Raw genomic sequence first — 17,754 nt, forward strand, 5'->3', positions numbered from 1 at the left:
TCCCTATCCCAGCCTAATTATTAGCCCTGTTTTAATATCTCTAATTTCTGATGGATTTTTTCTTTTACCTGTTTTGCCTAATAGGACAGGAAAATTGATACCAAACTGTTTCTTAACATCAGCTACTGTTCGGCAGGGCGCTTGACCTGAAAGATTCGCACTAGTCGATACGATAGGTTTACCAAATAATAAGCAAAGCTGTCGAACTAAAGGATGATCGGTAACGCGAATGGCAATTGAGTCAAATTGACCCGTTAAAAAATACGGAGTTTTATTATTTTTAGCTACAATCCAAGTCACAGGGCCAGGCCAAGAACTTAGCATTAATTTTTTTTGTTTTTCTGTTATTTTTGATAGATCGATATAGGGAGTGAGCTGTTCAAAATTGCTGGCAATTAATATTAATCCTTTTTCAATTGGTCGGTTTTTTAAAGTCAAAATAGCCAAAACAGCATTTTCATTGTCTGGATCGCAGCCTAAACCAAAAACAGCTTCTGTAGGATAGGCAATAACCTCACCTTGAGTTAATTTTTCGCATGATTGAGTTAATGAAAGTATGGTCATAGCTAATTTTAGTTGTTTTTTATTACGCGATATATTAACACTATTTAAGTTAATAAGTTTACCTAATCATAGGAATTTACTGCGAACATAGCCTCCACTAACAGATTCAATTAATCCTTCTAGCTCTAATTCAATTAATTTTATTGAAACCTCCGCAACGGATAACCCCATTTTATCGGCAATAATATCGATGGGTGTAGCTTGATTATTTATTGTCGCTAGTATTTCTGGATGGATAATTGTTAGATTATCGACTTGTTGTTCAACACTCTTTTTTACCCATGATAAGCTGCTTGAATAGTGTTCTAAAATATCGATTGGTTTTGTGACTAAATAAGCGCCTTGTTTGATTAACCAATGGGTACCATTACAATTTGAGTTATCTATGTCACCAGGTAGTGCAAAAACATCTCGATTTTGCTCTAATGCATAACGAGCCGTAATTAATGAACCACTTTTTTCAGAGGCTTCAATGACAAATGTACCTAAACAAAGCCCGCTAATAATACGATTTCGTCGAGGGAAGTGTTTTGGTTGTGCAGGTTTATCTGGTAAAAATTCAGAAATAATTGTGCCTTTGTTTGCGATAATATCTTTGGCTAAACTATAATTAGTCTTCGGTGTGATATTCAATAAACCACTACCTAAAACAGCAATTGTTTTTCCTGTAACATCAAGCGCACCACGATGACAAATAGCGTCAATGCCTAATGCTAAACCACTAGTAATTGTTAGTCCATTAATAGCAAGCTCACTTGCAAAGTAACGTCCCCAATGCGCACCATATTCACTAAAAATTCTGCTACCAACCATTGCTATTTGCGGCGTTGTTAATAAATTTGGATCGCCTATGCCAAATAGTAATAAAGGCGCACAGCTAATTTGTTTTAGACTTTCAGGATAAAATTGGTCGTAATAACTAATTAAAAAGTGATTATCTTTATTTACCCAGTCTAATGTTTCGGTTATATCATATCGATAAAATTGCTTAACCTGATCGGGGTTAAAATTAAGTTGATGTAATAAAAAGCTGTCGTCAATATCATCACTAGCTTGGTAAAGGTACGGTCTAATTTTAGCTGTTTTTTTATTATTAACTATTGAAAATCGAATTAAAAACTCATATTTATTCATAGACTCACTATTTTAATAATAGGAATTAAAGGCTACCCATTAATATAATTAGTGTTTAAAATATGTATAAATTGACTAAACGACTATTTAGAGGCAAATCGAGAAATTTATGGCTATTTTACCAGTATTACGTTTTCCTGATGAAAGGCTACGCAAAATTGCTAAACCAGTTGAAAAAATAACAACACAAACGCAGCAAATTATTGATGATATGATAGAAACGATGTATGCAGAAGAGGGAATTGGCCTTGCTGCAACACAAGTTAATATTCATCAACGGATTATTGTTATCGATGTATCAGAAAATCGTGATCAAGTTTATGTTATTATTAATCCAGAGGTTATACTCAAAAATGGTGAAACAGGCATTGAAGAAGGTTGCTTATCTGTTCCGGATAGTCGCGGATTTGTTTCCCGAGCTGAAACAATTAAAATTACAGCCTTAAACCGTGATGGTGAAGCTTATGAAATTGATGCTGATGGTTTATTGGCTATTTGTATTCAGCATGAAATGGATCATTTAGTGGGTAAATTATTTGTTGATTATCTTTCTCCTTTAAAACGTCAACGAATAGAACAAAAGATGAAAAAAATGAACCGCCTTGAAGCCAAACCATAGTTTGGCTTTTATTCAGCTCTCTATATCACTATTTTCAACGCCCAATTTGCAAATACCATACTAAAAAGTGCATTCTTTCTAAAAAAAAGAGATTATAATCAATTAATAATAAATTATTTAATATTCTCTTGATCAGCAAGGAGTTTAAAATGAGTAAGCTATTTAGCCCAATCAAAATTGGTGAACAGCATTTTGAAAATAGAATCGTTATTCCGCCAATGTGCCAATATTCAGCAAAAAATGGTTTAGCTACAGACTGGCATCTAATGCATTATGGTTCGCTTTCTCATTCTGGTGCTGGGTTAATGGTTTTAGAGGCAACATCTGTTTGCCCTGAAGGTCGATTATCTCCTTTTGATTTAGGTTTATGGGGCGATCAACAAGAGCATGCGATGGAATCATTAATTGCATCAATTCGTCAATATTCAAAAATGCCAATTGCTATTCAATTGGTTCATGCGGGTCGAAAAGCATCGATGCCTGAGCCTTGGAAAGAAGAAAAACATGTATCGGTTGAACAAGGTGGTTGGAAAACGGTTGCGCCTTCAGCGATTGCCTTTAATGCTAATTATGATACACCAAGACAATTAACGACTGATGAAATTAAAAATTTAGTGAAACAATTTGCTGATGCAGCGATTAGAGCTGATCGTGCTAATATTGACTTTATTGAAATTCATGGTGCTCATGGTTATTTAATTCATCAATTTTTATCACCATTAACAAATCATCGTACCGACGAATATGGTGGAAGCCTTGATAATCGTTTGCGCTTTGTTATTGAAGTATTTAAAGCTATTAGGGCTGTGTTTCCCAAACAAAAAGGCGTCGGTATTCGTATTTCTGCAACCGATTGGGTTGAGGGCGGATGGAATTTAGCTGAATCGATTATATTAGCTAAAAAGCTAAATGAGTTAGGTTGCAGCTATATTCATGTATCAACAGGTGGTCTTGATATGTGTCAGAAAATTCCAGTTGGACCGAATTATCAAGTACCATTTGCGCAAGCAATTAAAGAGCAAGTTACTATGCCTGTTATTGCGGTAGGATTAATTACCGAGGCAATCCAAGCTGAAGCAATTATTTCAACAGGTCAGGCAGATATGGTTGCTATCGGTCGAGAGATATTATTTGAGCCTCATTGGCCTTGGCAAGCCGCAAAAATACTTGGTGCTCAGGTAATCGTTCCGCCACAGTATGCGCGTAGTTCGCCGCATGGCAGTAAAAATTTATTTAAAAAGTAGAGATAAAAAGGCCCTTAAAAAAGGGCTTTTTTAATAATTAATATAATGCTAATTATTTAGCTATTAATTTTATTAGTGGCTTGAACCTTTAGGTGCGCCAATAGGCAATACGGTACGCCCATGTTGTTCATTGATTACTTCAGCCATTGCTAAATAGATTGCACTTGCACCGCAAATGATTCCTTCAAAACCAGCAATATTAATAATTGTGTGATTATCACAAATATTACCGATAGCAAGTAAAGCGAATAAAATCGTTAAGCTAGCAAACACAAATTGTAACGCTTTGTTTGCTTTTAAGGTACCAATAAACATAAATGCAGTAAAAATTCCCCACAATGCTAAGAAAATACCCAAAAAGACTTTATCTGTCGGCGCAGTGGCTGCTGCTGTTGGTAAATACCAGATACCAACGAGGACAATCCAGAAAAAGCCATAAGAAGTAAATGCCGTTGTTCCAAATGTATTACCTTTACGGAACTCTAAAATTCCAGCGATAACTTGTGCAAGCCCGCCGTAAAAAATCCCCATAGAAACAATTGCCGTAACTGCAGGGAAGAAACCTGCATTATGAATGTTTAATAAAACAGTTGTCATACCAAATCCCATCAAACCTAAAGGGCCGGGGTTGGCAAGCTTAGTATTTTCCATAAAATTCCTACTTATAAAATATATAATTAATGCTTTTAAGCGTTGCAATAATAAGGGGAGACTAGTTTTCAATCAATAGTTACCGAAAAAAAATTATTTTCCCCCCTTGATATTAGTCATTATGCTCCCATCTATGTGGAAACGAAATATTTCCTTGTAAATATTAGGGGCTTGAAAAAAAATATTTGAGACCTATATACAAGAAATAAAATACAGGTTTTTAGGAGAAGATTATTATGGGTAAAATTATTGGTATTGATTTAGGTACAACAAATTCATGTGTAGCAGTAATGGATAACGGTCAGGCAAAAGTATTAGAAAATGCCGAAGGCGATCGCACAACCCCGTCGATTATTGCATACACACAAGATGGTGAAATTTTAGTTGGACAACCAGCAAAGCGCCAAGCTGTAACAAATCCACAAAATACGCTATTTGCTATTAAACGTTTAATTGGTCGTCGCTATGAAGACGCAGAAGTTCAACGTGATGTAAGTATCATGCCTTACAAAATTACTAAAGCTGATAATGGTGATGCATGGATTGATATTAAAGGTCAAAAAATTGCACCACCACAAATTTCAGCAGAAGTATTAAAGAAAATGAAAAAAACGGCTGAAGATTATTTAGGTGAAGCCGTTACTGAAGCGGTTATTACTGTTCCAGCTTATTTTAATGATGCGCAGCGCCAAGCAACTAAGGATGCAGGTCGTATTGCAGGACTCGAAGTCAAACGTATTATTAACGAACCAACAGCTGCTGCACTTGCGTATGGTTTAGATAAAGATGTAGGTAATCGCACTATCGCTGTTTTTGACTTAGGTGGTGGTACATTTGATATCTCTATTATTGAAATTGATGATGTTGATGGTGAAAAAACATTTGAAGTATTAGCTACAAATGGTGATACCCATCTAGGTGGTGAAGATTTTGACTCTCGCTTGATTAATTATTTAGTTGAAGAATTTAAGCGCGAGCAAGGATTTGATCTAAAAAATGATCCACTAGCAATGCAGCGTTTAAAAGAAGCTGCCGAGAAAGCAAAAATTGAGCTTTCATCTGCACAGCAAACCGATATTAATTTGCCTTATATTACTGCTGATGCAACAGGTCCAAAACACTTAAATATTAAAGTAACTAGAGCGAAACTTGAGTCTTTGGTTGAAGAGTTAGTAAAACGCTCTATGGAGCCCGTTAAAACAGCATTAAAAGATGCTGGGCTTTCAGTGTCTGATATTCAAGATGTTATCTTGGTTGGTGGTCAAACACGTATGCCAATGGTACAAAAAGTTGTTGCTGATTTCTTTGGTAAAGAGCCTCGCAAAGATGTTAACCCAGATGAAGCGGTTGCTGTAGGGGCTGCAGTTCAAGGTGGTGTACTTGGTGGTGATGTTAAAGATGTATTATTGCTTGATGTTACACCTTTATCACTCGGTATTGAAACCATGGGTAGCGTGATGACGTCGTTGATAGAAAAAAATACGACTATTCCAACTAAACATAGTCAGGTATTCTCAACCGCCGAAGATAATCAATCTGCTGTAACTATTCATGTGTTACAAGGCGAGCGTAAACGTGCGAGCGATAATAAATCATTAGGTCAATTTAATCTTGATGGTATTCAAGCTGCCCCACGAGGAATGGCTCAAATTGAAGTCACATTTGATATTGATGCTGATGGTATTTTGCATGTATCGGCAAAAGATAAAAATACGGGACGTGAGCAAAATATTACTATTAAAGCTTCTTCTGGATTAAGTGAAGAAGAGATCCAAAAAATGGTAAGAGATGCAGAGATCAATGCAGACGCAGATCGTAAATTTGAAGAGCTAGCACAAATTCGTAACCAAGCCGATCACTTAGTTCATTCAACTCGTAAGCAAGTAGCTGAAGCGGGTGAGCAATTAGCAGAAGATGATAAGAAGGCGATTGAAGATGCTGTTTCAGCGTTAGAAGTATCTGCTCGTGGTGAAGATAAAGCTGAAATTGAAGCAAAAATTCAAGCGCTGATGGAAGCATCTAAAAAGTTACTTGAAATTGCTCAACAACAAGCGGGAGCGCAGCAAGCCGATGCAAGTAACAATGCAAAGCCAGAAGATGACGTGGTTGATGCAGACTTTAAAGAAGTTGATGATAACAAATAATCGTGAATTATTTGATTATTAAAGAGTTATTGCTTTTTAGTTTGAAGAGCTAAGGAAATAAAACGGGCAAGAGGTAACTCAAGCCCGTTTAGTTATTTTAATAAATATATAAAAATGGTTTGATTTAATTTATTTATATCATTACCGATAATGATAATTACTTTTTAATAACGCAATTATTAATATAAATTAAATTGAAATAAAGGATACATAATTAATGGCCAAGAAAGATTATTATGAGGTTTTAGGCATCAATAAAAGTGCCGATGAGCGAGAGATTAAAAAAGCTTATAAACGCCTTGCCATGAAATATCATCCAGATAAAAATCAGGATAATAAAACAGAAGCTGAAGCTAAATTTAAAGAAATTAAAGAAGCTTACGAAATTTTGACTGACCCGCAAAAAAAAGCGGCCTATGATCAGTATGGACATGCTGCATTTGAACAAGGTGGTAACGGAGGATTTGGTGGCGGTGGTTTTGGCGGTGGCGCAGATTTTGGCGATGCTTTTGGCGATATTTTTAGTGAATTCTTTGGTGGCGGTGGCAGAGGTCGTGGACAGACGGCATCGAGAGGTAATGATTTACAATATAATATTACTTTAAGTTTAGAAGAAGCTGCTGCTGGTGTAAGTAAAGAGATAAAAGTACCTACGGCTGTTATTTGTGATGTCTGTAATGGTAAAGGCGCCGAGAATGCGGCAGATATAAAAACATGTGAAACTTGTCATGGTAGCGGTGTTGTTCAAATGCGCCAGGGGTTTTTTGCCGTTCAACAAGAGTGCCCGACTTGTCATGGGCTTGGTAAAAGTATTAAAAATCCATGTAAAAAATGTCATGGTGAAGGCCGAGTTCAAAAGACAAAAACATTATCGGCAACTATTCCTGCTGGTGTTGATACAGGTAATCGAATCCGGCTTTCAGGCGAAGGTGAAGCGGGTAAAAATGGTGCTCCTGCTGGCGATTTATATATTCAAATACAAGTTAGGCAACATGCAATCTTTGAAAGAGATGGTATTAATTTGCATTGTGAAATTCCGATTAATATTGGTTTAGCTGCTTTAGGTGGTGATGTTCAGGTGCCAACACTTAACGGTAAAGTTAGTTTAACTATTCCTGCTGAAACGCAGACAGGGAAAGTGTTTCGACTTAAAGGTAAAGGGATAAAATCATTACGCGGTGCGACAATGGGTGATTTATACTGTCATGTTGTAGTTGAAACGCCAGTTAATTTGACTAATAAACAAAAAGATCTACTAAAAGAGCTCGCTGAAAGTTTATCGGGTGATAAAAATTCTAAGCATAGCCCAAAAGAGAAAAACTTTTTTGATAAAGTGAAAAAGTTTTTTGGTTAAATAAGCTATGAATACGCTTGATTCCGATGAAAAAGCCATTTACTTTTAGTAAATGGCTTCAGATTGTTGACAAACCTCGATATTATTCGGGGTTTATTTTTCTATTTTAGCCATAAATACGATTTTTAATTGAAATTTTATTAAATCTATTCAAAAGTGACCTAAAATATAGCAATAAAAATAGCTTTAACGCTATTTTCTTTATATTTTGTGCTGTTGCGGCTAACAAACACTGCATTTGAACCTTAGCAAGCCCTCTAAATCTCGCATAACGATGTCCATGATGTTGTTTGGCGTCAGCAAAACTTCGCTCGACGGTCTCTTTTCGTCTCGCATAAACTTTTTTACCCCATTTACTTAGACGAATATCATTCGCTTTTTCTTTATCGGCTTCCCAGATATGGCGAGTGATTATTTTCAAACTATTTTTACTTTGTGTACACTGTGATAATAACGGACACTGCTTGCAAACACATGCTTTAGAATGATAATGACGGTAACCTTCTCGACTTGTTGTTTTATAAATCAGTGATTGCCCATTGGGGCAGGTATAGGTATCGCGTTGACTATCATAAATAAACTGCCGTTTTCGTATGGCATTCGCGCCATGATTCGGCCTGCGATAACCGATTACGGGATATATCTGCTCAGCTAACAATAAATGGCAAATAGGGGCGGTAAAATACCCCGCATCAAGACCCACACCAACAGGCGCAAAGTTAAACCGAGTGACCTGCCGTTTGAGCCGAGCAAGATAAGGTTGAGAATCATGAACATTTCCCGCCGTAACATGCGTATCGGTAATTAGATTATGTTTACCATCAACCGTTCGGTGGTCAAGATAAAAGAACCCTTTAGGTTTGCCTTCCCGATGCATAAAACCGCTTTCTCGGTCGGTGGTGCTGATTTTAACGGCTTTATACCGTGTTTCCGTCCTTGGCGCTAAGGCTTTTTTCCATGTGTAGCCCGCTCTTCCTCAATCGCGTTATTTAACTCATTAATATATTGGCTCGGCTCTATAATACGCTTTTCATTACATGCTTTTCCCTTATTGGCACTGGCTTTAAGATGCGTGCTATCCGAATATAAGATACGGCCGCTAATTAAGCCTTTCGCGATAGCTTGCTCGACAATATTATCAAAAATCTGTTGATAAATGTCACTATCATTAAATCGACGTCGACGATTTTGGCTTAGGGTTGACGCGTCAATCACTTTTTCGGTTAATCCCATCCCCAAAAACCAACGATAAGCTAAGTTAACCTGTATTTCTTGCACCAATCGCCGCTCACTGGGAATGCCGAAAAGATAACCTAATAACATAATTTTGAATAATCTGACGGGATCTTCTGCCGGGCGTCCATTATCCTTACAATAAAGGGACGCCACTGCATCACGAATAAATTCGAAATCAATAATCTTAGCAATTTTACGGACAAGATGGTTTTGAGGAACAAGGGCTTCGAGCGATATTTGTTCTATTTTTTCAGGGGTTGCTGGTGTCGGTTTTCTAAGCATCGGGACATACCTTTGATAGTTACACACCACACTATTAGATCAAAAAACTCGCTAAAAAGCGAGTTCTTTGTCAACAATCTGAAGCCATTTACTTTTAGTAAATGGCTTTTTTATTAAGTTGTTTATAGTAACTCTGTTTTGTGTGTTGTTGTATATAATGCTAATTATTAATTAGCTTTTTTCGTGCTTGTACACGGGCAATTGCATCCGCTATCTGTTTTTTTCTCTCGTCTGGCGCCAGAGGTTCCGGAGTATGCATCATTACTGAACTATTTGTGCTGTTAACCACCGTAAGGGCTGATTTGGCGGCAGACAGGCGCTGTTGCTTTTTCTGCCTTAATTGTTGTTCTTGTTCCTCACTCATTGCTATATGTGGGGTTTTTAGACTAATACAATCAGTAGGGCAGACGTTGATACACTCCTCACAAGACGTACATAACTGTGGAATAATAGTATGCAAATAGTGCTTACTACCAACTATTGCGTCCGTTGGGCAAACGCGAATACATTTGCTGCAACCGATACAATTGCTTTCATCAATAAAGGCTATCAATACTTGTGTCATTAGCTTAAACCAACAGTATTACCGAACTCATCAATATCAATATGCCGATAAGCCGGATTTGTTCCAAGCCCTGGCATGGTCATTATATTGCCAGCATAAACTCGAATAAACCCCGCACCGGCCGATAGCGCAAGATGGCTGATATCAATATCAAAATTCGTTGGGACATTTTTAAGATTTGGATTGGCACTGATCGACATGGGTGTTTTGGCGATACAAAGTGGCAAATGATCCAATTTTAGTTTTTCGATCTCTTCAATATCTTTTAATGCTTGTTGCGATAAATTAGCTTGATTTGCTCCATACTTTTTCGCCATGCAGTTGATTTTATCGATTAATTTATCACTATCCTTATATGGTAACTCAACTTTGCTATTTTGTGCGCAGGCATTAACAATATGGTGTGATAATTTTTCAGCGCCTTTTCCTCCTTTGGTAAAGACTTCGCTAATTTCGCAGGCAAATGCGCCTTGTTTTAGAGCATATTGCTGTAAAAATGCTAGCTCTTCATCACTATCATGAGGGAAGCGGTTAATTGCAACAATCACCGGTATACCATAGCTTTTAGCATTATTAATATGCCAGCCAAGGTTGGCAGCGCCAATCTCAAGTAATTCAACATTGGATTCTGAAATTTCTTTTGGAATTGGCTGACCCGGCTTAATATTATACTTACCACTATTTGATTTTAAACTTCTAACTGTTGCAACTAGAACCACGCAAGCTGGCGCTATTCCTGATTGGCGATATTTAATATTAAAGAATTTTTCCATGCCCATATCCGAGCCAAAGCCTGCTTCCGTTACGACATAATCAGCTAGCGGCAGGGCAACGCGATCGGCAATAACCGATGAGTTACCATGAGCGATATTGGCAAAAGGGCCTGCATGAATCAGTGCTGGTGTGTTTTCGATAGTTTGCATTAAATTAGGATTAATGGCATTTTTTAATAGTACGGTTATTGCCCCTGCGACTTCTAGATCTTCTGCCGTAATGATGTCTCCATCTATATTATAAGCTAAAATAATATTAGCAATGCGTTGACGCATATCATGCAAACCATCAGCTAGTGCTAGGATTGCCATTAGTTCTGAGGCGGCAGTAATTTCAAATCCATCGGTACGCTCAACGCCGTTTAGCCCCCCTCCTACACCAACGGTAATATTTTTTAATGCACGATCATTATGGTCAATTACACGCTTCCAGATAATTCTATCTTTATCAATATTTAAGCGCTTAAGACCGGTTTGTTCGGTAAACTCATCACCAAGGCGCGTTTCATGATACAACCTTGCATCGAGAGCTGCGGAGGCCAAGTCGTGGGCAGCTGTGATCGCATGAATATCCCCTGTTAGATGCAAATTTAAGGTTTCCATTGGCAATACTTCTGCTTGTCCTCCGCCCGCAGCTCCCCCTTTTACGCCAAAAACGGGACCAAGGCTAGGCTGTCTGATGCAGGCAATTGCTTTTTTACCAATATAGTTCAATCCTTCGCTTAATCCGATAGTATTAACCGTTTTACCCTCACCCAACGGAGTTGGCGTGATTGCGGTTACTAGTACTAACTTGCCTTTTGGCTTATTTCTATTCGCTACAATTAACGATAAGTCAATCTTGGCAACATACTTACCATAGGGGATTAAATATTCATTATCGATCCCACATTTTTGAGCAATTTCATTAATAGGAAGTAACTGAGTAGAGCCAGCCATAACGGTATCCCTTAAATTAAGATGTATTGATGTATATAGTATAATGAAATTGCTATCTTGAATAAAGGTGAGATTCGAAAGATCCTGCTTTATCAATCACGGCTGTCAGTTTTGACGTTTTTAGTAAGTTAAATTAAAAATTAAATAGGTAAAAAAATTGCTAAAATCATTACATTAATAGTAAATCTGTTATGATATAGCGCTATCTGTTGCTAGGTTGTTAGGGAATAAGAATTATGGAATGGTTTTTTCAATATATTATATTTTTAGCTGAAACAGTCACCGTTGTTTTAGCTATCATTATTGTGCTACTTTTTATTATTATGCAGCGCAAAAAGTCTGCCCCCCAAGGCGCACTTGAAATTAAAGATATTACGGTCGAATATCAAGATATTAAAGAAACAATGCAATTAAGCATTATGGATGAAGCAGAAGCTAAACAGTTCCATAAGGCACAAAAAAAGCTTAAAAAGCAAGAGTTAAAAATAGCCAAGCAGGCAGCTAATGCTAGTAACAAAGAGAGTAATACTGATGGTAGTCTTGCTGATAATAAATCGCCGATTCGCAAGCCAATTTGTTATGTTCTGTCTTTTAATGGCAGCGTCGATGCTCACGAAGTTGAAGATTTAAGACAGGAAGTCACCGCAGTACTTGCCGTCATTAAACCTGAAGATAAAGTGTTATTAAAACTCGAAAGCCCTGGCGGTGTGGTGCATGGTTATGGCTTAGCCGCTTCACAGCTGATGCGCTTTAAGCAGAGAAATATTCATTTGACGGCAATGATTGATAAGGTTGCCGCAAGTGGTGGTTATATGATGGCGTGTACCGCAAATGAAATTATTGCTGCACCATTTGCGATTGTCGGCTCGATTGGTGTTGTCGCTCAAATTCCTAATTTTCATCGTTTATTAAAAAAGAATGAGATTGATGTAGAATTGCAAACAGCGGGACAATTTAAGCGTACCTTAACTATGTTCGGTGAAAATACTGAGGAAGGTCGACAAAAATTCCAACAAGAGTTAGAAGAGACACATTTACTCTTTAAAGATTTTGTTGCTGAAAATCGTCCTAGGCTGAATATTGATGAAGTTGCAACAGGAGAACACTGGTTTGCGCTTCAAGCAAAAGATAAAGGTTTAGTCGATGATATTGGCACCAGCGATGATTATATTTTATCACAATTAGATAACTATAAAATTATTGCCGTTAAATACCAACGACGTAGAAAAATTTCTGACCGTTTTATTAAAAACGTCGTTAGTGGTGTTGAAAAATTATTTTTTAGAAATAGTCGTACTATTTATTAACGAGTTACATAAATATAAGTTAAATAATGTCACAAGATACCGTATTGCTAGAGCAATTTTTAGATTCATTGTGGTTAGAACGAAATCTGGCAGATAATACCGTCCAGTCCTATCGACTGGATCTACGCGCATTGATGGAAGCATTTAGTGATCTTAATGTCACATTTTTAACGGCTCAGACGATGCATTTGCAAGATTTTTTATTGCAACGAGTAGAGAAAGGATATAAAGCAACAAGCTCTGCTCGTTTACTGAGTGCGATTAAGCGATTATTTCAATATTTATATCGTGAAAAATATCGAGAAGACGACCCTTCAGCTGCATTATCGTCGCCTAAATTGCCTAAAAATTTGCCAAAAGACTTAACTGAGTCGCAAGTCGAAGTGCTACTTAATTCACCAGATGCCGAAGATGTATTGGAGATCCGTGACAAAGCCATGTTAGAACTACTTTATGCTACAGGTTTGCGTGTTTCTGAGCTGGTTAGTTTAGATCTTAATGATATTAGTCTAACTCAAGGTGTCGTTCGCATTATTGGTAAAGGTAATAAAGAGCGTTTAGTCCCATTAGGGGAAGAAGCAGTATACTGGCTTGAATATTATTTAAAATATAGCCGTAATGATTTATTAAAAACAGGGGTCAGTGATGTCTTGTTTCTTAGTCGATTAGGAAAAAAAATGACTCGACAGACATTCTGGCATCGGATTAAATATTATGCGATACTAACAGGCATAGATACGGATATGTTGTCGCCCCATGTTTTGCGCCATGCTTTTGCGACTCATTTACTCAACCATGGAGCTGATTTACGTGTCGTGCAGATGTTATTGGGTCATAGCAGTTTATCAACAACACAAATATATACTCACGTAGCAACGGAACGTTTAAAACAGCTACACCGTAAACACCACCCAAGGGCGTGAATTTTTTAATTGCAATAGAATATAATAGGACGACTAATGAAAAAACTAACTTTTACCCTAAGCATAATACTTAGTGGTTTATTAATCGGTTCGGCTTCTGCATCTGATGCTGATATTATGGCAACATTACAAAAATTAGGTTATCCCAAAGATAGTATCCAAATTAACAATACCCCAATCAGTTCTATGAAAAGAGCGACAACACCTGACGGTGTTTTTTATGTCACTAATGATGGTAAGTTTTTAACCCAGGGACCAATCTACAATATGACGGGTAACACACCAGAAAATATTGCTAATAGTGAGAACCTTAAATTAATTAATTCGATTGCGAAAGATGCCATCGTGTACCAAGCTAAAAATCAAAAATATGTAATTTCGGTGTTTACTGATTATACCTGCGGTTACTGCAAAAAGTTACATGAAGAGATCAATAGCTATCTTGATTTAGGTATTTCTGTTCACTATTTTGCTTTCCCTCGCGAAGGATTAGATTCATCAGTGGCAAAAGATATGCAGTCAATCTGGAGTTCTAAAGATCGCAAAGCCGCATTTGATAATGCCTATAAAGGCGGTAAAATTTCACCAGCTACGAGTATGGTTCCTTACGTGAAAATGCAGTTTGATGCTGGCCGTAAAATAGGTCTTTCTGGCACGCCAGGCATTATTTTACCAAATGGACAGTTGTTGGGTGGCTATGTTCCGGCCAGTGAACTGATCAAAATACTTGATAAAACAGTAGAATAATTTTTTAACTTTGCTAATTTATAGTAATAATGCCATATCGGCATTATTACTATTAAAGATTAAGTGAGCCATGACTAATACGGTAATAAAACGACGCGTTGTGCCCTCTCAAAAGGTTAAGCTACCTGTAATCTCTCACCCTTTATTAGAAAGGCTCTACCTTGCTCGGGGGATCACGTCGAGTGAGCAATTAAATCACTCAACTCAAGCATTAATAAATTATGGACAGCTATCGGGGATTAACCGAGCAGTCGAAATACTCTATCAAGTGGCTGTTGCAGGAAAAAATATTTTAATTGTTGGTGATTTTGATACTGATGGTGCAACGAGCACAGCACTAATTCTGACCGCCTTAAAAGAGTTTGGCATCAAAAATATTGGTTACCTTATTCCAGATCGTTTTGAAGATGGCTATGGCTTGAGTGTTTCTGTTGTTAAAAAAGCGCAAGAGAAGCGAGCTGATTTAATTATTACCGTTGATAATGGTGTTTCTGCTTTCGACGCTGTCGCTTTTGCTAAACAGCATAATATTCAGGTTATTATTACCGATCATCATCTTGCGCCAGAGGTCTTACCTGATGCTGATGCCATCGTTAATCCTAACTTATCCGACTGTCCATTTCCATCTAAAAGCCTTGCTGGCGTGGGAGTAACATTTTATTTTATGTTGGCTTTTCGCGCTTTTTTACGTCAGCGCCAATGGTTTGAAGCTCATCATCTCAAAGAGTATAATTTAGCCAATTTACTTGATCTGGTTGCTCTCGGCACTGTTGCTGACGTGGTTAAGCTTGATCAAAATAACCGAGTACTAGTCCAACAAGGTCTTGCTCGTATCCGTTCGGGTTACTGCTGTGTTGGTATTAAAGCGTTAGCAAATATCACTAAAAGGAATATACCTCGATTAACTTCACAAGATTTGTCATATTATATTGCTCCGCGGATTAATGCGGCGGGTCGAATGGAAAATATGTCTTTAGGTGTTGAATTATTGTTGGCAGAGGATGAACAAACAGCTCTTGAGGCTGCTGAAATTTTAGAAGATCTTAATCTTGCTCGAAAGACCGTTGAAAAAAATATGCACCAAGACGCATTGGTGTTTATTGAGCAACTAGAAAAAAATACCAATGAAATTCCCAATAGTTTTGTTATTTATCATCCTGATTTTCATCAAGGAGTGATAGGTGTACTCTCTTCTAGAATCAAGGAGCGATTCTATCGTCCCGTTATCTCATTCGCTTTGGCTGATAATGGTTATTTAAAAGGATCGGGGCGGTCAATTAATGGTGTCCATTTGCGTGATATACTCGAGCGAGTTAGCCTGCGAGATCCAAGTTTGATGGTCTGTTTTGGCGGACATGCGATGGCAGCAGGCCTTACTATTAACGAAAAAAACCTAGCAAAATTTGATCAATATTTTACTGAAGAAGTTGCTAAAGTCGTCTGCAATATTTGTTTAGACAATGTTATAGAAACCGATGGTGAAATTGAAAACTGCTTTTTTAACCTAGAGACAGCCAAGTTATTAAAAGATAATGGTCCTTGGGGAGAATCTTTCCCTGAACCTCTATTTGATGGTGTTTTTTTAATTCATCAGCAGAAATTAGTCGTGGGTAAACATTTAAAATTAGTTGTGGAACCGCTTGATGGTGGACCATTAATTAACTGTATTGCATTTAATGTTGACTTGGCATTGTGGCCTGATCAGTCAGTCAAAAAAGTAAAGATCGTTTATCAATTAGAGGTTGACGAATTTAAAGGTAACCAAAGTATTTCATTGCTAGTAAGGCATCTTTGGGCAGTAGATTAATCAATTAATACTCAAAATATATTCACATGAATATAATGTAATCATAAATGAGTAAACAATAGAGGGTGAAAAAATGCGTATTCATATTCTAGGTATTTGTGGCACATTTATGGCTGGAATAGCTCTAATTGCACGTTCTTTAGGCCATACTGTATCTGGGTCTGATAAAAATGTGTACCCACCGATGAGTACTCTGCTTGAAAAAGAGAATATTCAAATTATCGAAGGTTATGATCCAAGCCAACTTACACCTGCTCCTGATATTGTTATCATTGGTAATGCCATGTCTCGTGGTAATCCTTGTGTAGAATACGTTCTTAATAACAATATTACTTATATTTCTGCGCCACAGTGGTTGCATGATAATGTGTTAAAAGATCGTTGGGTTATTGCCGTTGCAGGAACCCATGGTAAAACAACAACCTCTGGAATGGTTAATTGGATATTAGAAAAATCTAACTACCAACAAGGCTTTATGATTGGCGGAGTGCCGGGTAACTTTGCCGTATCTGCTAGGCTCGGTGATGGTAACTTTTTTGTTATTGAAGCTGATGAGTATGATTGCTCTTTTTTTGATAAGCGCTCTAAATTTATGCACTATTGTCCAAAAACACTTATTTTGAATAACTTAGAATATGACCATGCCGATATCTTTGATGACTTAAGTGCCATACAAAAACAATTTCATCATTTAGTGAGACTAGTACCTAGTCAAGGCTTAATTATTTCGGCTCAAGACGACGCTAACCTCAAGCAAGTTTTAGCGAAAGGATGTTGGAGTGAACTCGTTCAAACGGGAGATATCGCTGGTTGGCGGACGGAAAAAATTACCAATGATGCTAGCCAATTTAGTGTCCTTTTTAATAATGAAGTGGTTGGTAAAGTAAACTATCAATTAGTTGGTGAGCATAATATGCATAATGCTTTAATGGCAATTGCAGCAGCAAAAAATGTAGGTATTCTACCTAAAGATGCTTGTGAAGCACTCGGTACATTTATTAATGCTAAGCGGCGTTTAGAACTATATGGAAAAGTTAAAGATGTCGAAATTTACGATGACTTTGCCCATCATCCAACCGCTATTTTAGCCACGCTTGAAGCGATTATGAGTAAAGTGGGTTCAAATCGACGAATATTAGCTGTACTTGAGCCGAGGTCGAATACAATGAAGCTTGGTGTAAGTAAAGATGAAATAGCGCCAGCTTTAGGGCGTGCTGATGAAGTATTTATTTTTCAGCCAGAAAATTTACCATGGCTTGTGTCTGATATCGTAGATCAATGTATTCAACCTGCACACTGGTCAGGTGATCTGGATTTACTGGTTGAAATGATTGCCACCGCAGTTAAGCCAAATGATGTTATTTTGGTAATGAGTAATGGTGGCTTTGGTGGTATAGCTCAAAAAATCATTGATAAGTTAACAAAAAATAATCCGCTAAACTAATAGTGAATGAGGGTTAATTTT

Annotated in this window: 15 protein-coding genes; 9 read left to right on the forward strand and 6 right to left on the reverse strand. The window is 37.3% G+C overall.

Annotation, left to right across the window (positions count from 1 at the left end; translation table 11 throughout):
• Positions 1-3 precede the first annotated feature (3 nt).
• Together RHO12_08600 and dprA are read right to left on the reverse strand one after the other, a co-directional pair.
• The gene (locus tag RHO12_08600) at positions 4-564 is read right to left on the reverse strand and encodes an L-threonylcarbamoyladenylate synthase (protein WVD65439.1); all 561 of its coding nucleotides are present in this window, start codon (positions 562-564) and stop codon (positions 4-6) included.
• Between the two features lie 66 nt (positions 565-630).
• A complete protein-coding gene (dprA, locus tag RHO12_08605) occupies positions 631-1,698 on the reverse strand; it encodes a DNA-processing protein DprA (protein ID WVD65440.1) in 1,068 nt (355 codons plus the stop codon).
• Positions 1,699-1,807: 109 nt separating this feature from the next.
• Between dprA and def the strand changes: the two genes are divergently transcribed.
• Together def and RHO12_08615 are read left to right on the forward strand one after the other, a co-directional pair.
• Positions 1,808-2,317, forward strand: coding sequence for a peptide deformylase (def, locus tag RHO12_08610; protein ID WVD65441.1), 510 nt, complete (start codon positions 1,808-1,810; stop codon positions 2,315-2,317).
• Between the two features lie 149 nt (positions 2,318-2,466).
• Positions 2,467-3,561 (forward strand): NADH:flavin oxidoreductase/NADH oxidase, encoded by a 1,095-nt coding sequence (locus tag RHO12_08615; GenBank protein ID WVD65442.1) that lies wholly within the window; start codon positions 2,467-2,469, stop codon positions 3,559-3,561.
• 72 nt (positions 3,562-3,633) lie between these two features.
• On the opposite strand, the gene satP is transcribed toward RHO12_08615, so the two are convergent.
• Positions 3,634-4,212 carry an acetate uptake transporter gene (gene satP, locus RHO12_08620; GenBank protein ID WVD65443.1) on the reverse strand — a complete coding sequence of 193 codons (579 nt, stop codon included), beginning with the start codon at positions 4,210-4,212 and terminating at the stop codon, positions 3,634-3,636.
• A gap of 236 nt (positions 4,213-4,448) precedes the next feature.
• Here satP and dnaK point away from each other — a divergent pair, with 236 nt between their 5' ends.
• Both dnaK and dnaJ read left to right on the forward strand, forming a co-directional pair.
• A complete protein-coding gene (gene dnaK, locus RHO12_08625; GenBank protein WVD65444.1) occupies positions 4,449-6,356 on the forward strand; it encodes a molecular chaperone DnaK in 1,908 nt (635 codons plus the stop codon).
• A gap of 217 nt (positions 6,357-6,573) precedes the next feature.
• Positions 6,574-7,710, forward strand: coding sequence for a molecular chaperone DnaJ (dnaJ, locus tag RHO12_08630; GenBank protein ID WVD65445.1), 1,137 nt, complete (start codon positions 6,574-6,576; stop codon positions 7,708-7,710).
• 106 nt (positions 7,711-7,816) lie between these two features.
• On the opposite strand, the gene RHO12_08635 is transcribed toward dnaJ, so the two are convergent.
• The 3 genes from RHO12_08635 to RHO12_08645 form a co-directional block, all read right to left on the reverse strand.
• Positions 7,817-9,228, reverse strand: a protein-coding gene (locus RHO12_08635; GenBank protein ID WVD65446.1) for an IS1182 family transposase whose coding sequence is annotated in 2 segments (ribosomal slippage) — positions 7,817-8,655 and positions 8,655-9,228 — 1,413 coding nt in all. Because the reading frame shifts where the segments join, the coding sequence is not laid out codon by codon here.
• A 160-nt stretch (positions 9,229-9,388) separates the two neighbouring features.
• Entirely contained in the window at positions 9,389-9,793 is a 405-nt protein-coding gene (locus RHO12_08640) for an RnfABCDGE type electron transport complex subunit B (protein WVD65447.1), read from the reverse strand.
• Positions 9,793-11,505, reverse strand: a complete 1,713-nt coding sequence (locus tag RHO12_08645; GenBank protein WVD65448.1) for a formate--tetrahydrofolate ligase — start codon at positions 11,503-11,505, stop codon at positions 9,793-9,795. The genes RHO12_08640 and RHO12_08645 overlap by 1 nt, the downstream gene beginning before the upstream one ends.
• Positions 11,506-11,741: 236 nt before the next feature.
• Here RHO12_08645 and sohB point away from each other — a divergent pair, with 236 nt between their 5' ends.
• The 5 genes from sohB (at position 11,742) to mpl (ending at position 17,733) form a co-directional block, all read left to right on the forward strand.
• On the forward strand, positions 11,742-12,812 hold the full coding sequence (gene sohB / locus RHO12_08650; protein WVD65449.1) for a protease SohB: 1,071 nt from the start codon (positions 11,742-11,744) through the stop codon (positions 12,810-12,812).
• Positions 12,813-12,838: 26 nt separating this feature from the next.
• Positions 12,839-13,735, forward strand: a complete 897-nt coding sequence (gene xerD, locus RHO12_08655; GenBank protein WVD65450.1) for a site-specific tyrosine recombinase XerD — start codon at positions 12,839-12,841, stop codon at positions 13,733-13,735.
• A 36-nt stretch (positions 13,736-13,771) separates the two neighbouring features.
• Positions 13,772-14,482 (forward strand): bifunctional protein-disulfide isomerase/oxidoreductase DsbC, encoded by a 711-nt coding sequence (dsbC, locus tag RHO12_08660; GenBank protein WVD65451.1) that lies wholly within the window; start codon positions 13,772-13,774, stop codon positions 14,480-14,482.
• Positions 14,483-14,552: 70 nt separating this feature from the next.
• Entirely contained in the window at positions 14,553-16,289 is a 1,737-nt protein-coding gene (gene recJ, locus RHO12_08665; GenBank protein WVD65452.1) for a single-stranded-DNA-specific exonuclease RecJ, read from the forward strand.
• A gap of 73 nt (positions 16,290-16,362) precedes the next feature.
• On the forward strand, positions 16,363-17,733 hold the full coding sequence (gene mpl, locus RHO12_08670) for a UDP-N-acetylmuramate:L-alanyl-gamma-D-glutamyl-meso-diaminopimelate ligase (protein WVD65453.1): 1,371 nt from the start codon (positions 16,363-16,365) through the stop codon (positions 17,731-17,733).
• Positions 17,734-17,754 lie beyond the last annotated feature (21 nt).

The organism is Orbaceae bacterium lpD02 (assembly GCA_036251875.1).
In the GTDB taxonomy this organism is placed as follows: domain Bacteria; phylum Pseudomonadota; class Gammaproteobacteria; order Enterobacterales; family Orbaceae; genus Orbus; species Orbus sturtevantii.